Source organism: Paenibacillus sp. TSM33, from assembly GCF_056099025.1.
In genome coordinates this window covers 335,538-351,285 of sequence record NZ_JBLZXB010000010.1, presented here as the reverse complement: position 1 = coordinate 351,285, position 15,748 = coordinate 335,538, and the positions used below count along the sequence as shown (strand labels likewise).

Genomic DNA, 15,748 nt, shown 5'->3' with positions numbered 1-15,748 from the left:
CTTACCTTTTAACCTCGCACTTATAACTCGCATCACACCTTTATACTTCTTAAGAAATAAATTTGGCGCTTTTTGTTTTGAAAATGTTCATCTATCACCTGCCATAAAGGATTATTAATTATATGTAAATTATCCTCAAACAACATGCTCTAATAAGCTCTGCTTTTTTGCTGTCTAAGTGTGATGAATCATGTTCCAAACTGATTAACATTTTATGACATGGATATGTATTTTATTTTAAAATAAGTCATTATATTGAATAATTATAAGCATTACGTGGGAGAAATCACAGTTTTGCATAATAGGAATGGGGGGATGAACTCAGCATACCATCGTCGTTGTTAAGGATCTGGTCCAAAACTTGGTGAGGCTGCTTCCTGGTCTGAAACATACGGTTGAACTGATTAATCAGTTCATCCAAAAGCATAGACTGCTCCAGTACACAAGCATGTCCTAAGCCATACTCTGCGTAAAGATCATGCATGTGTTGTCTGGCGTGTCCATTTGTTGAATAAACGTTACCTTTTCATCCTTGTTCATCCTACATACCTCCTCATGAATCTCATTTTAAGAAAGGATGTACAAATACGTCAGGATCAATTTTGAAGCAAAAAATTACAAAATAATACAAAAAGAGACCAGCAATAAGCTGGCCTATAGTAAATGAATTAGTGCTCGATCAAGATCCACCAACGTGTCCTTGAACTTGGATCGTGCCATGGCTTAGATTTGCAGTTTGAGCTGGTACTGTGAATACCAGTAAAAAACTAGTTACCGCCAAGCAGAAAGCCATCTTTTTGATCATTTTTCTCCCACACCTCCTCATAAATAGATTGGAACTGAGCTTGTGTTTTAGGAGCCGCATTTGTTTTGAAATGAAGAAATAATCCAAAACAATTGGCAATAAGTAGTACATGGTTAATTGTAACAGCTTTTTCAAAGGCGATTAATAAGCATTTGAAACCATATGTATATCTGCCTTTATTGAGGCTGTACTTGGCTATCTTGTACCAAAACCTTACGTATTCTTCTGGTAACACTTGTTGTGTGTACATGTCCGAAGAAGATGACTCCTGATACGCTACAATTTGCGATTCAAACCGCCGGAGAATATGATCTACATCTACATTATAGCGATTAGCTACTTCAAGGACGTTTAGTAGCTCGGAAAAGATCTCTTTTTCGGCAGCTATATGTTCTACGTAACCTGGCAGAACACTAATATCACCAGACATGAGCCTGTTAACGTAAGTATTAATTTTCGCCCATTGTTGATACTTCTGTTTCCAATAAAGCGTATCAGGGTTCTGCTCTTTTACCCAATTTAAATCAGCATAACCCCTAATATGTTCCAATGCCTGTTCATGATCTCCTTTTGCATCACAAGCGTTAGCACACAACAATTCGGCGTAAACTATGTATACAAACAATGGTCTACTTAGCTTTTTTCGTGGCTCTGTTCCTTTTCGCTTGGAATTGTGAACCAGATGATATTGGAGTTGTCCTAACTGACCCATCCGATGTGCGAATTCATATACCTTGTCCCACATGCTTAATGACCTATATACATTCGCCAAATCTTTTAAAGCATCCAATTGCTCTATTTCGTCTAAGCGATCCACAAAAGGGGCAAATTCGATGGCAGCCTGAAGGTTTAAAGCACGATCCTGTCCGACGTTGATTTGGAACAAGCGATACTGGCAGATTGCCAATCGCTCTGAATGCTGTTGCTTCTCACTTTCAGCTACCTTTTTGTACAGGTAAGCGGCTGCTTCGTTGTAACCGTCTTTGTATACATTTTCGGCGACTTCAAAGAGCGATGGCAGATAATTAGGGTTATCCAATAACAGAATGACAACTCGCTGCAAGCAGTCCAATCGCCCTAGCTCAATGCATCGGTACAGGAACGGGCTAATTTTCTTCCAGTTGAGCGGACATTCTTCAATACATTCTTCAATGTAACGTTCGTAAAAATAATCCGGTGGTAAATTCATTCCCACAGTAATACTATCCAGTTGGTGAACAGACATAGATCGATTGCCCGTCACAATACCACTAACTGTACCTACATTCAAATCGATCGTGTGACCAAACTCGGTCATGGTTAAGCCTTTGCGTTTCAGATAGGTTTGAACTTCTGCCTGTATCGTAGGTGTGATTTCCATGGATAAACCACCCTTTCAGCATCTTCATAAGATTCCCATTTCAATAATCCATATAGTTTAGAAACCAATAGTATAATTATTGTTTTTTCATTCATGATAATACCATCTTTTGGAACATCAATAAATAGTTTTACTTTATAGATTTTTATCTTTTTATTAGGAGATTATTGGATAATATATTATTATGATAAGGAGAAGGTCACTTGAAAAATACAGGTATGACACGTCCCTTGGACACGTTAGGTCGGATTGTTATTCCCAAGGAATTGCGAACCTCTATGGGGATTCAAGCTGGCGAGTCTTTAGAATTTTATTTGGATGTTGAAACAGGGTTGTTAAGTATGCGGAAGTATATTGGTGTCTGCTGTCACTTATGCCATTCGGTCCAAGATTTAAGCTATTTTAGAGATTCATTTTTATGTAAAAAATGCATACACGATTTGAAAGGAAACAGCGTCAATTGATCGTCAGCACAACATTTGGTTGAACATCTAAGAAGACTCTCATGCGTGAGCATCCCACAGCCAAGCAAGGCGAATATGCTGAATGGCTTGGCGTGTCACATAGCCGTATTTCCCACCTTAAAAAGCTATTGTAGGTTTCACTTCACTCGCGCATCCGAGCAAAACTCATAACCAGTCGCTGTTTATTTCAAGGCGACTGGTTATTTTTTAACTTTGAATCCTTATTGACCAAATTCAACAAGTTAGATTACCAAAACTTAATGATATTGCCGTAAAATATGGATTTAAACTCTTCAAGATGATATATTCTGACTATATGTAATCTTCCTATATACATAAGAATATCATATCTGCTAAACCCAATAAGTATGTAGATTTTGCAATCGAAATAGGCAAGGTCATGAACATTTATACAGATGATGAAGATTTTAATGAAACCATTGATTTTTTTAAGCTTTTTAAAGATAGCTGACTCTCCTCACAACAATCACTTCGTATGGTGATATTTGGGGTATTATTTAATTAGCATACATAAAGGGGTTATTAAAATGAAGGACAAATTAAAGGGGTTATTAGTGGGCTTAATCATGGGTACGATGATTACAGGTGCAACCGCAATGGCTGCATCTGGAACAAGTATAAATGCTGTTGTGAAAAAGTTTGATATATTTTTAGAGGGTACAAAAAAGAACACTGCCGATGGCTTGATTTACAACGGAAACACGTACATCTCTGTTAAGGATATTGGAGTTGCAGAAAGCAGACAAATCAGCATCAATGGTAATAAACTGTATTTAGGTAAACAGCAAAATATTATTACAGAAAATCAAGCACTCGATATTCTTTTGAATAAAATAAAAAACGAAGCCGCTAAATATAATTTACACGTAATGGTTGAAGGGATCGAAGGAACAAAATACTCTTTAAGAGCTTATGAAGATTTTCCTGACCACATTGCAACTTATGGATTCTATTACGTAGACAGATATACTGGTAAAGTAACTAAATATGACATCGTGAATGATAAGGAAGTTGAAATATAAGGAAAGGATGGGTTCCCCCCATCCTTTTTTATTGTAAAACAATTTTACTCCCAGACTAACGCTTCAATTGAGCCTCATTCGAAGTCCCGGACTTGCGGTCGAAGGTAATCGGACCCTTACGGTTCACAAGCCGCTTCAAATCCACGGTCATTTCATTCTTCAATTTATCGATGAGCTGATCCTCTTGAATGCCTTTGCTTTTAGCAACCTCAGCCAACGATTTTCCTTGTCCCAGCTCTTTCTCCAACTGGACAGGAGTGATACCCAGCAGCCTAGCTACTTTCTCGTTGAGATGATGATTCAAGCCGCCCGGCCTTTTGCCGTGTCTATGTCTTTGCATATGTCCGTGTCCGTGATCCTCCTGTGGTTCAACATTCCACTGGTGGGCTTCTCCTTGGACAGAATCGTTAGGAGTGAGAGCTTGCAACGGATTACCCGATTCAGTACCGGATGCTCCTGCACTCGCAGTACCATACATCATCACTCCTCCATATAGGATAGCAGCGGTCAATTTCCATTGTTTTTTCATGTTGTGGCCCCTCCTTTCATCCTTTTTCATCTATATTTTCTCTTTCAGCTTTTTTTATTCATTTGTTTTTTACAACATCCCTTACTTAAAAATAACAAATTCTTGAAAATTGCAATCTGTTGTACAATGGCGGGTAACAACTAGAAGTCGCTACAAAAACATTCATAAGAGATGCGGGTGGTAGCTATGGAATGGTATTTTACATACAAAGAAGAATTGGAAAAGGTATTCCGTCAAGCGGAAGAACGGACGGTCGCATTTCCGGTTCCCTTTCAGCAAGAAGGGTTAGACTACCTCGCACGGTTTAATCCGTTGCGGGAAGACAGTACGCGTAATTACATATGCTATTTGCTTCCATTTTGGTTGCAGGAACTGACCGGGCTGTCCCCCGAAACATGTCGCAAGCTGTCACTCGGCAACGTGTTCGTCATGGCTCATTATTTAATTCAGGATGATGTGATGGACACAGCAGCAGACAACCGTAAAACGCAACTCGCTTTAAGCCAGCTTTTCTATACCGAGTGTTTGAACGTATATCAGGACCTTTTTCCGGCAACCTCTCCTTTTTGGTCATATGCCCGAACGTATGTGGACGAATGGGCCGTTAGTGTGATATCCGAAGGAACAGAAGACTATTTTCAAGGTGAAAGAAATAAGGTCGCATTGAAAGCAAGTCCGTTAAAAATGGCCGGAACGGGTGCTCTACTGCTCTCAGACCATGCCGACCTGATCGAAACCGTTACAACGATGACGGATTTGACCCTGCTCGTGCTCCAAATGTCGGATGATTGGGCAGATTGGGCAGAAGATTTGGTGGAACATAGCTATAACTGCTTATTGTCCCATATCAGCGCCGAACAGAAGACGACGTACTGTGAAGGACTAGGACCACAACAAATTCAGGAAGCGATTTATGTACGCAGCGCGCTCGCCAGCTATGTGAACATTGCGAATCAAGCCGTTCAGGAGCTAGAGACGATGGAGCCTTCCATCCACGGCCTGCGTAGATTCGCACATTCCATCGCAGCAGAGCTCAGCGAAGAGGCAGCAGAAATTGAAGGCGGACGCTCACATTTGCGAAGAGGCGGACTGGATTATTGGCTCTCCAAAAATATGAAATAATGCTAGATTTTTCTGAGTCTTTCGTGGTATACTGGCTAGGTAAATATAACCAATTGAATGAGAGGGTGATTTTTGATGGCTACTGAAGTTCTTCAAACACAAGTCATTCAAAAAGCTTGGGAGGATGCCAGTTTCAGAGAAAAACTTATGGCTGATCCCAAATCTGCAATTCGTGATGTGTTAGGAGTCGTGATCCCCGATCATATCCAAATCAAAACGGTAGAGGAAACGTCTGACCAGTTTTATCTGGTTATCCCTCCAAACCCTTCAGGCGTGCTCGCTGCATCCCAGAAACCTCGCGCGATGTGGTAGATTGGTTCTTGTAGCTTATTAAATCTATACTTGTTAATCTCATGCGGGTGGGCTCAGCAAGCTTCCCTCCGTTTTCTCCGAATGCAAAAAAGCCGGATGTTATCCGGCTACGGGGAAGCGGATGGTCGCTTCTGTTCCCACCCCTTTTGCACTTGTAAAAGATATTTTGCCATTCATTGTTTCAATAATCCGAAAGGTCACCATCATCCCCAAACCTGTGCCTTTAGTCTTATTCGAAAAATAAGGCTCACCTAGTCTGGATAAGGTCTGAGCATCCATCCCTTCACCATTATCCCGAATATGAATAACTGCTTCTCCATTGTCCACATAAGCCCATATATGAATATGTCCCTGTTCTCGTAGCGCTTCAATACTGTTTTTGATAATATTGATAAATGCCTGCTTGAATTTGGAGGAATTCCCGCGCACTTTGATTTCCTGGGGAATATCCAGCGAAATTTTGCCACCTTGCAAATTTGCCATTGGACTGATAATTCCTTCAATATGCTTGAACTCATCCAATATGGTCAACGTTTTGGTATGGTCAAACTCCGGCTTGGCAAAAGTCAGAAAATCGGTAATAATCGCGGACGCTCGATCCAACTCCTCCAGAGCGATATGCAGATAGTCTTTGTTCTTACCATCCTCTTGCTTGCTCATCAACTGAAGAAATCCACGTGTAACCTGAAGCGGATTGCGCACTTCATGAGCTACAGATGCAGCCAAATCGCTAATAATCTCCATTTTCTCTGAACGTTGGAGCTCATTATTGAACATCTCCAGCTCTCTGGAATACCGGACCACCTGCTTGTGCTTTTCTGCCAGCCTTCTGCCCAAGATCGCAATCAGTGCCAGGACAAAACCGAACACGCCCCATTTCCATAAAAACATATTGTAGTGTCCGTCCCGAATAAAGAACCAGCTTAGCTCTGCGATAGAGATGACTGCAAAAAACGCAAAGCCTGTCGATAAAATGATCGCTTCGTGGTCACCCTTAAGTGCCATGCGAACCGAAGCAAATACCAAAAGTACCATTAAAGCTACGAGCAATATACCGAGGACGATTACACTGAAGAAATAATATACATCGTTAAGTCGCTCCTGTGCTCCTAAATTCACAATCATGATGATGAAGCAGAACAAAGAGTAGGCGGTTAACAGTTTTCTGAATTTCCGAATCAGTAAAATCGAATTAATATTTTGCTCAAAAAAGAAGGCTAATGAAGGCAGCAGAATAAATAGCGCCACATCAAAAAGTTGTAGATACAGCTTGCCATAGCCGCGATAGAACGTATATAAAAATGGTGAATACGTTACAATCATCAGACCGATGGACAATACAATCGCGCTTAGGGACAGCCACATCGCCATACTTGGACGGAACAGGAAAAACGAGCAAATCAATAGCACCAGGGCGATAAAGATAAATGTGCTGCCTAGTACAATATCCAAGACATCCATTCTGACCAGGTTTCCCAACAAGTCACGATAATCACCAGCCATGACATTTCCGATAATGCCTAGTCTATTTTTACTGCTTTCCGTCCATATGTATAATGTTTTACCACTGTCTTCTGGCTTCAGCGGAATCAGAATACGATTATTTTCATAATTATAGCCACGGTACGATTCATAAAAATTGGTGTCATCCTTATACAGCGTAATGTGCCTGCCATAAATATTTTCAAAAAGCACCGCTGGTGTTTCATCATTTAACGAAGGTAGCTTAATACGAATCCAGGCGGTGCCTCTATTGCCCGGCTGCTTGAGCAGCTGTGTATCATCTTCAATATGCATCCAGACCTTACTGTGATCATTTACCTCATCTAAAGAGCCATCCTCGTCTTCTGCTCCCCATCTCATATCCCAGGAGGGTATCTTATACTCCCTTTCCGGGGTCATTTTGGCCGCATAGCCAATGTGGTCCAGCGACAATAGTATCACAATGACCGCTAGCAGAGCGGCGACAGCTTTGGGCACATGCCTCATATTAAGCACCTCAAAGTTACGTAGTAGGATTTACAAATTTGTATATGTTTTAACATTTTTATCTTCCTGAAATTATATTATTCTATACGATGATGTTCATACCTTCTTCATAATAAGGGTATCATGTTCTTTTTAATCATTATTTGTAAAATCTTCATATTGATTAATGATCATTTCCTGTTCGCGTTGCTCCATCTGCTCTCTAAGCCCTATCCAAGGTTCACATTCTTCATCCTCATAGATCGTCCAAATATCGGAGAATAAATAATCGCGTATTTCTACTATTTTTCCGGCTTGTCCGCCGTCTGTCCAATATAAACCATCTGGACGCCGAATAATGGTACGCGAATAGCCTGGAGTAGATGCCTTTTGGCCTACTCGAATTCGGCTAACCATCGGACCAAACATGTACCATTCCAATTCATATCCCTCCAACTCCTCTTTATCATATCACAGCAGTTACCAAAAAAACGCTAATTGAGAAAGAGCATACCCCTATTCGCATGATTTTAACTTCTTACAGACACACTAGCTCTAAGTTTAGCCATTCTGCGGTTTGGGTAAGGTCGAAATAAGCAACAAAAAGCAAAGGAGCTGAGTTAGATGGCAAATCGCGACAATCAAAAGACTGAGCTACAGGATCATGATTTTGAGCCTTCCCTGCAAAATGCAGAAACAAACTGGGAGAATCTGATCGAGGGACCAGATACTCCTCTGGAGGACGTGCCTGATGCCGATGAACTGACACCGAACAGTCCTGTTGATCCTTCTGCGCCTGCTGAATTCCTGCATGGTACAGATTTACTGAACGGTACAGACGGGGATGAAGAAGAGCAACTGGACAGTGACGATATTCTGGATTAATTACTGCATATGATAGGATATAAGAAAGCGATTTCTCATCCTGCTATGCGGGTAATGAAGTGTATACACCGAAAGGAGTTGATTGATCTCCTATGTACAAAGATCCGATATCTCAGGCTGATATGGAGTACAAACGCTATAAAGCCTTAAATCCTGTAGAAGAGGATGACCGCAGGACTGCGGACAAGACCCATACAGACGATACCTTAGCCGAAGAGAACCCACGAGGAGTCGCATCAGCAAAGCCCGAACCCAGGGATCAAGCAAGATGATAGCACAGATAGGGAATGCAAAAACTAGAATCGGAAATCAGGGCTTGCCTTCTGCATCCACTTTGTTTAAAATAAGGTCAAATCTTTTGAATACCATGAACAAAGACATAGACGGAGACAAGTAAGCGTCATCGGATTTCCACAGAAAGGTACGTAATGCTGAGAGCGTACCGCAATCCCGCGTTGAAATTCACTCCCGAGTTGAGCCTTGAACCGACGACAGAAGGATTTAGTCCTTTGGCCGCAGTAGAGGTTTCCGGAAGCCCCCGTTACGGGCATCAAGCTCAGAGGTTACTGCCGTCGATTGAATGACGTTGACGACTTGCATGTATACTTCTGTAATTAGGGTGGTACCACGGCATTCGTCCCTTGCGACGAGTGCCTTTTTGTGTTATTTTCTGCAAAAAGTCTAAGGGCTGAAAGAAAAAACAATTTAAATTCGGGAAGGGTGTACTGTATGTCAACCAATGAAAATTCTTTGGAGCTGTTGCGGGAACAGCTCGATGCTACAAACTTGCAATTGCTGGAGCTGCTGTCCCAACGCGCTGAACTGGCGGGACAACTTGGAAAATTGAAAGAAGCTCAAGGGGTACCTGACTTTGATCCAGTGCGTGAGCAACAAATGCTGGACAAGCTGATCGCAGCTAATCGTGGACCTTTCGATGATGCTACGATTCGCCAGTTGTTCAAAAATATTTTCAAGGCTTCTCTGAACTATCAAAAAGAAGAACACAAAAAACATCTGATCGTCAGTCGCAAAAATCAGCCGGATAGCACGGTTATCAAGGTTAAAGATACACTGGTGGGCGGCAAAGCCTCCATCATGGTTGCAGGTCCTTGCTCAGTGGAAAGCTACCAACAAACGCGCGAGGTAGGTGCGGCTCTCAAGGAAGCCGGTGTGCCGATTCTGCGTGGTGGCGCGTTCAAACCGCGTACATCTCCGTATGATTTCCAAGGACTGGGTATTGAAGGCCTGCAAATTCTCAAACGCGTTGGCGACGAGTTCGGACTGGCTACAATCAGTGAGATCGTCGATCCAAGACATTTGGAGGAAGCGATCCCATACATCGATATCATTCAAATTGGAGCGCGCAACATGCACAACTTTGAATTGCTGAAAGCTGCGGGTGAAACCAGAACTCCGGTTCTGCTCAAACGCGGATTGGCTGCCACCATGGAAGAGTTCCTTCATGCTGCTGAATACATCGTTTCTCGTGGTAATACACAAGTCATGCTGATTGAACGCGGTATTCGTACGTATGAAAAATGGACACGTAACACGCTGGATATTTCCGCTGTTCCGATTTTGAAAAAGGAAAGCCATCTACCTGTATTGGTGGACGTGACTCACTCTACAGGACGTAAGGACATCCTGGCTCCTTGCGCCAAGGCTGCCCTGGCAGCTGGTGCCGACGGCATCATGGTAGAAGTTCACCCGAACCCGGCAGTCGCTTTGTCCGATGCTCAGCAACAGCTGAACATCCCTGAATTCCACAACTTCCTGTCTGAAGTTAAAGAATCTGGTTTATTCAAAGCGTAAAACTAATTTTGTGCTAAGAGTCATAAACCGCTTTCATTTTGTCAGATTATGATGTAGAATCTAATCAGGATTGTGACTGATCATGCAGGCAAAACCTAAATGTATATATGCTCGACTTTTGTTGAGACATATATATGTTTAGGTTTTTTTATGCCCAATTCTTGAATAATAAGAATACCTGCATGGTTATAATCCTAAAAAATTATCATAGGAACGTTCAGAGAGGGGAACAGAAATGAGAAAAAGAAAAGGGTTAAGCATTTTTTTGTTAGCTATGATAAGTATTTTAATCATAAGTGGTTGTAGTGGTAAGACCCCAGCCGTTGTAAAGGATGAAAGCACTGCTCCAACAGAACAACCAGCGGGAAATAAAGTGGAAAATAAAGCGACCAAGGCTAGAACGGTTATTACTACTGACGGAGAAGTAGATGATATGAACTCAGTCATACGCTTTCTTCTCTACTCTAACGAAATGGATTTGTCCGGAATTGTACTGACTAGCTCCGTATATCATTATGCAGGTGATGAAAAGGCCGGCATCAAGCCAGTCAGATGGACCGGAACCCAATGGGTAACGGATATGATTGATGCCTACGGAGAGATTTACCCTAACTTAATCAAACATGCTGAAGGGTATCCAAAACCTGAATATATTAAAAGCGTTACCAAGATCGGAAATATTTCAAATAAAGGTGAAATGGACAAGGAAACGGAAGGTTCCAATTTCCTGAAAACACTTTTCCTGGACGATGACCAAAGAGATCTGTATGTACAAACCTGGGGTGGAACCAATACCACAGCCAGAGCTCTGAAATCCATTGAAGACGAATATAAAAATACAGATCAATGGGAAACGATTCGTAAAAAAGTAAGTGATAAACTCGTTCTGTATATCATTTTGGACCAAGACGATAGCTACAATAATTACATCGCCAAAAATTGGCCTGACATCAGAATTATCAATGATCAATCTAACTTCTGGCATTTCGCTTATGCTTGGAAAATGCACACGGAAGAAGTAAACAGCAAGTTGCACGGGGAATGGAACTTCAAAAATATTAAAGATGGTCATGGCAAGCTGCTGAATATGTATGCCTTGATGGGCGATGGCAATATCATCAAAGGTGAATTGGATGAAGAACAAAGAGGCAGTGAAGCCTACTTAAAGAAAAACCCACAATACGACAAGTATGACTTTATTTCTGAAGGAGATTCTCCATCCTTCTTCTATTTAATTGATAACGGATTACGGAGTATGGAAAACCCAACCTATGGTGGCTGGGGAGGTCGTTTCGGCGTCGTTAATGATAAATTATTTAGAAATACGGTGTTAGATTATGATGTGCATACGAAAAAATTCGAAGCAGAGTATTCTCTGATGCGTTGGTTTGATGATATTCAAAATGACTTTGCTGCCCGTGCAGATTGGGCTGTTGCATCTGACTACAAAGCTGCCAACCATAATCCAACATTGACCATTAAAGAAGGATTAGACCTAACAGCTAGTCCAGGGGAGAAAATAACTCTGCATGCAGAAGGGACAGATCCTGACGGTGATGCGTTAACCTATAAGTGGTGGAGATATTTTGAAGCTGATACCTATGAAGATTCTAAAGTCCAACCCGCGCAGGTTAAACCTGAAATGCTGGGTGATATGCAGCTTGGGCTTCATCGAGAAGTAGCTAAAGGCGAGAACGTAGACACGATTGATTTGCAAGGTAGCGACACAAATACAGCAATTTTCACAGTTCCGGCAGATGCGAAGTCTGGAAATACGATTCATATCATTGCAGAAGTACAGGACAATGGTAAACATTCTTTGAAACATTATCAGCGTGTGATTGTAACCGTAAAATAACAGAGCACAGCATTCAATAAATTAGGCTCATGGAATCATACTCCATGGGCCTTTTATTTTGGCATATCGAACCTCGGACAATCTCTATACACGTTTAATGCTTTTTTCGGTCAAAGGAACATAATATCCTTTTCCATTCGGACCCATAGCGAATTTATTGCGAAGATGGATTAGATTAGGGCCGAATTTTGCCTCCAATTCTTCACGGAACTCATATAGGATTTCCATGATATAAATATCATGAATAATCACTTCCGTAATCGGCATTACAAGACCCGGGTGTAGCGTCCATGCAGCGCGGCTGTCATCACCAAGTGAAAGTATGCCAGCTACAACCTCCCGGTCATCCACGCTAAGCACAATCCATCGACCACCGATTTCGGACGTAATCTCCTCACTCATATCATGGCGGTAAACAGTAGCAAAATCAAAGTCAAGATCACCATAGGCTACAAGGATCACCTCAATTCCTTGCTGAGCAGCTTGCTCTAAGGCATCCCGGAATACCTCGGCATCCTCTTTCCAAATTTCCAGTAAAATTCGGTGTTTTGCTCCCTTCACGCCTTCGTTGATGCGATTGATAATGGCTTCATAACCCGAAATATTCCAGATGTTCTCTCTGTTTTGAAACGATGCTGTATACTGCTCCAAACTCTCTTGCGCCACATTAAAAATCTGTTCTGCTTTGCGTTTTCTCTGGGCAATCAATTCATGTGGAGGAAGCGGCACATACAGAGGTGTATTTTCTTGACTTACCATGATGTCCCCACGGTTGACCATTCCCGACAAAACCTCGTAAATCTTGGATCTCGGTACTCCAGAGTTCAATGAAACGGCATATCCCGAAAGTGGAGAGCTTTCCAATAAGGTCACATAAGCTTTGGCCTCATATTCACTAAAATTCAAATCACGTAGAATTTCTAATATATTTGGTTTTGATTTCATGACGTCTTCTCCTCAATTCATGTTCTTCCTTACTATATCACTTCCCCTTGACAAAAACTGATATACAAATTATCTTTTTAGTAGCATTTTCATAGTAGTAACTATAGTAGCTACTATCACTATCATATTTCATAGGGGATGAACTCAGGGAGGATATAACTTGAACAATGTCATAGCTCATCACAGCGAAAGCAACCGGATTTACTATACTTCTACGATTCTAGCCCTATTGATCTGGAGCACATCGTTTATTGCCACCAAAGCAGCCTATACGACGTTCCCTCCTCTTACCTTGGGTCTATCCAGATTTATCATAGCTTCCATCGTACTAGGTATCGTTCTGCTGATCAAAAAAGAACATGTCAAAGTAAAGCCAAAGGATTTGGCTACGATTTCGTTTAGTGGGGTTTTGGGAATCACTCTTTATTTTTCAATGGAGAATATAGGGGTTAGCCTGACGACCGCTTCCAACGCAGCATTAATTGTCGCATCGTATCCTGCAATTACATCGCTGCTTGAATTTATTTTGTATAAAGTCAAATTATCCAAATATAAAATCTGCGGTATAGCACTGGCCATGATTGGGGTATATTTCTTAACCTCCGTTGGCGAAAGCCCGGATGGTAAGAATCAGCTCATCGGAAATTTAATATTGATTGGAACCGGATTTGCGTGGGCGTTTTACACTTTCATGACGCGCAAGTTGGTGGACAAATATCCGCCGGTGACGTTATCTTTTTATCAAACCGTTGCAGGTAGTATCTTTTTTATACCGTTAGCCCTATTAGAAAAGGATAGTTGGCAGGCTCCGACAACGGGATCGTTTATGTTGCTAATGTATCTAGGTGTGTTCTGCTCCGTTATCGCATTTTTGCTTTATAATTACGGATTAATCAAGCTGTCACCGAGCAGTTCCGTTTCTTTAATGAATTTGGTACCGATATTTGGGGTGTTGTTCTCTGTTTTACTATTGCACGAAACGATTACATGGCGCCAAATCATTGGCGGTTTGGTTGTTATTATAGGGGTATTGATGAGTGCACATCAAACAAGCCGTACCTAAAGATATTGCAGTCCTACAATACAAGGGCGAGTGGCCTTTCTAAAAGTTCTCGCCCAGTGGGTTATATCTATGCAGTCGGCTTTTTTTCCTTTATATAAAAAAGGTGGTTATATTGATTGATGAGGTTATCCATAATTACAGACTGTTTGAGCACACTGGCATGACTAAAACCATGTTCTGCTTGCAAAATATACAGCTTTTGACGGGCATTCTCAAGCTGTTGACGCAAAATGTCGTCTCTTATCATAATATATCCCTCCCTGTCATATGATCAGTGTAAAGGGTTATGAATAATATACTAAAAGTAAGGGTTTGGGATAATTATCTAGTTGTCCTATCCGGCAGAATGAATATTCTGATCCGTTGCGTTATTTTTGGCTGAAAGCGGGAAAACGTTTTTCCCCTTCGCCCATAGCAACAACGCTGCAACCAGCAAGATGCCACCGTTTAATACGAAGATCCAGCGAATGGGCATCCAGCTACCAAGCATGCCGCCAATCAGCGGTCCCGCCATCGTCGCGAGTTGGGTAGCTGATTGATTCAGGCTAAAGGCTCGTCCGCGAAACTCCGGCTTGGTGACTTCCACAGTCATTGCATTGATCGCTGGCATGACAGACGCATAAAACAATCCATATCCAAACCGAAGCGCACCAAAACCAACAAAGTTGGTTACAAAAAACTGCAAGATGTTCCCGATTCCCGAACCGATCAGTCCAATCAGCAGCACTTGGGCAAAGCCAATCTTTCCTCCAATCCGGCCCCATCGGGGAGCCATCAGCACCGCCGCGATGCCTACAGCTGAGAATACAATTCCAGAACTTAAAGACGCATGGCTACGGTCCACACCCATTTCAAGCACATACACCGTAATTAACGGTTCCAAGATCATGACGGAAAAGGTACTTAATCCAGCCAGAATAAGCAAAAAGTACAACGGCCGATTCGCAATAGCTTCCTTGATATCATCCCGAACATGCGAGCGGGTACTGGTTCCCTTGAAGCTATCCTCTCTAGTGCCAAATGTCGCGATGAACGCAGATACCAGAACAAGAGCCGCTGAGAAAAAAAAGGCATTTCGATTGCCATAATAATGGCTCACCACACCACCAATCAGCGGACCTATAATGCTGCCAGTCGCTCCAGCAGTCGCCATAATGCCAAGGGCATAGCCCGTTTTTTCTTCAGGCGAGTTCGTTCCGACCAGCGCAATCGCCGCAGGAATAAATCCGGAGAGGAGCCCTTGAAACAAGCGAACTCCCACAAATACATATGGGTCTGTCACTAAAGCACATACCAGATACAATACAGCCAGGCTAAAACCTGAACGAATCAGCATTGGCTTACGTCCATACTTATCTGCCAGTGAACCCCAAAACGGGGCGATCAACGCGCTCGCTAAAAAAGTAACTCCAAAGGCAATCCCCGACCATAGTTCCAGATGATCGTTAACGCCCAATTCCGTATTCAGAAAAATAGGTAAAAACGGAATCGACACGGAATAGGCCATGCTGCAAAACAATACTCCAATCCACAAAACAATCAGGTTTCGCTTCCAATACAGATGCATGCTGCCACACGTCCC

The 15,748-nt window shown here is 42.1% G+C and carries 15 protein-coding genes, 1 pseudogene and 1 other annotated feature; of the genes and pseudogenes, 8 read left to right on the top strand and 8 right to left on the bottom strand.

Annotated features, from left to right (window positions below):
• Positions 1-286 precede the first annotated feature (286 nt).
• Both ACN6NF_RS05450 and ACN6NF_RS05445 read right to left on the bottom strand, forming a co-directional pair.
• A complete protein-coding gene (locus ACN6NF_RS05450; RefSeq protein ID WP_474315863.1) occupies positions 287-484 on the bottom strand; it encodes a Spo0E family sporulation regulatory protein-aspartic acid phosphatase in 198 nt (65 codons plus the stop codon).
• A gap of 283 nt (positions 485-767) precedes the next feature.
• Entirely contained in the window at positions 768-2,165 is a 1,398-nt protein-coding gene (locus tag ACN6NF_RS05445) for a helix-turn-helix domain-containing protein (RefSeq protein ID WP_474315861.1), read from the bottom strand.
• A 203-nt stretch (positions 2,166-2,368) separates the two neighbouring features.
• Between ACN6NF_RS05445 and ACN6NF_RS05440 the strand changes: the two are divergent.
• Both ACN6NF_RS05440 and ACN6NF_RS05435 read left to right on the top strand, forming a co-directional pair.
• A pseudogene (locus ACN6NF_RS05440) lies at positions 2,369-2,763 on the top strand (AbrB/MazE/SpoVT family DNA-binding domain-containing protein).
• Positions 2,764-3,177: 414 nt separating this feature from the next.
• Positions 3,178-3,672 carry a hypothetical protein gene (locus tag ACN6NF_RS05435; RefSeq protein WP_474315859.1) on the top strand — a complete coding sequence of 165 codons (495 nt, stop codon included), beginning with the start codon at positions 3,178-3,180 and terminating at the stop codon, positions 3,670-3,672.
• Positions 3,673-3,727: 55 nt separating this feature from the next.
• Here ACN6NF_RS05435 and ACN6NF_RS05430 read toward each other — a convergent pair whose 3' ends face one another.
• On the bottom strand, positions 3,728-4,201 hold the full coding sequence (locus tag ACN6NF_RS05430) for a hypothetical protein (protein WP_474315858.1): 474 nt from the start codon (positions 4,199-4,201) through the stop codon (positions 3,728-3,730).
• 186 nt (positions 4,202-4,387) lie between these two features.
• Between ACN6NF_RS05430 and ACN6NF_RS05425 the strand changes: the two genes are divergently transcribed.
• Together ACN6NF_RS05425 and ACN6NF_RS05420 are read left to right on the top strand one after the other, a co-directional pair.
• Positions 4,388-5,323, top strand: coding sequence for a hypothetical protein (locus tag ACN6NF_RS05425; protein WP_474315856.1), 936 nt, complete (start codon positions 4,388-4,390; stop codon positions 5,321-5,323).
• A gap of 75 nt (positions 5,324-5,398) precedes the next feature.
• Positions 5,399-5,635, top strand: a complete 237-nt coding sequence (locus tag ACN6NF_RS05420; protein ID WP_025678851.1) for an NHLP leader peptide family RiPP precursor — start codon at positions 5,399-5,401, stop codon at positions 5,633-5,635.
• Between the two features lie 99 nt (positions 5,636-5,734).
• Here the strand turns inward: ACN6NF_RS05420 and ACN6NF_RS05415 are convergent, their stop codons facing one another.
• Positions 5,735-7,624 carry an ATP-binding protein gene (locus ACN6NF_RS05415; protein WP_474315853.1) on the bottom strand — a complete coding sequence of 630 codons (1,890 nt, stop codon included), beginning with the start codon at positions 7,622-7,624 and terminating at the stop codon, positions 5,735-5,737.
• A 132-nt stretch (positions 7,625-7,756) separates the two neighbouring features.
• On the bottom strand, positions 7,757-8,044 hold the full coding sequence (locus ACN6NF_RS05410; protein ID WP_474315851.1) for a hypothetical protein: 288 nt from the start codon (positions 8,042-8,044) through the stop codon (positions 7,757-7,759).
• Between the two features lie 183 nt (positions 8,045-8,227).
• On the opposite strand from ACN6NF_RS05410, the gene ACN6NF_RS05405 reads away from it, so the two are divergent.
• From ACN6NF_RS05405 to ACN6NF_RS05395, 3 genes are all read left to right on the top strand, one after another.
• Positions 8,228-8,488 carry a hypothetical protein gene (locus ACN6NF_RS05405; RefSeq protein WP_013369720.1) on the top strand — a complete coding sequence of 87 codons (261 nt, stop codon included), beginning with the start codon at positions 8,228-8,230 and terminating at the stop codon, positions 8,486-8,488.
• 371 nt (positions 8,489-8,859) lie between these two features.
• Positions 8,860-9,133: a binding site (T-box leader), on the top strand.
• Positions 9,134-9,217: 84 nt separating this feature from the next.
• Positions 9,218-10,300, top strand: a complete 1,083-nt coding sequence (locus tag ACN6NF_RS05400) for a bifunctional 3-deoxy-7-phosphoheptulonate synthase/chorismate mutase (RefSeq protein ID WP_013369718.1) — start codon at positions 9,218-9,220, stop codon at positions 10,298-10,300.
• A gap of 235 nt (positions 10,301-10,535) precedes the next feature.
• The gene (locus tag ACN6NF_RS05395) at positions 10,536-12,158 is read left to right on the top strand and encodes a DUF1593 domain-containing protein (protein WP_474315847.1); all 1,623 of its coding nucleotides are present in this window, start codon (positions 10,536-10,538) and stop codon (positions 12,156-12,158) included.
• Between the two features lie 84 nt (positions 12,159-12,242).
• On the opposite strand, the gene ACN6NF_RS05390 is transcribed toward ACN6NF_RS05395, so the two are convergent.
• A complete protein-coding gene (locus ACN6NF_RS05390; RefSeq protein ID WP_474315845.1) occupies positions 12,243-13,103 on the bottom strand; it encodes a TrmB family transcriptional regulator in 861 nt (286 codons plus the stop codon).
• A 160-nt stretch (positions 13,104-13,263) separates the two neighbouring features.
• Here ACN6NF_RS05390 and ACN6NF_RS05385 point away from each other — a divergent pair, with 160 nt between their 5' ends.
• A complete protein-coding gene (locus ACN6NF_RS05385; protein ID WP_474315843.1) occupies positions 13,264-14,166 on the top strand; it encodes a DMT family transporter in 903 nt (300 codons plus the stop codon).
• A gap of 67 nt (positions 14,167-14,233) precedes the next feature.
• Here ACN6NF_RS05385 and ACN6NF_RS05380 read toward each other — a convergent pair whose 3' ends face one another.
• Both ACN6NF_RS05380 and ACN6NF_RS05375 read right to left on the bottom strand, forming a co-directional pair.
• Positions 14,234-14,413, bottom strand: coding sequence for an aspartyl-phosphate phosphatase Spo0E family protein (locus tag ACN6NF_RS05380; protein WP_474315841.1), 180 nt, complete (start codon positions 14,411-14,413; stop codon positions 14,234-14,236).
• Positions 14,414-14,500: 87 nt separating this feature from the next.
• Positions 14,501-15,733 carry an MFS transporter gene (locus ACN6NF_RS05375; protein ID WP_474315840.1) on the bottom strand — a complete coding sequence of 411 codons (1,233 nt, stop codon included), beginning with the start codon at positions 15,731-15,733 and terminating at the stop codon, positions 14,501-14,503.
• Between the last annotated feature and the right edge of the window lie 15 nt (positions 15,734-15,748).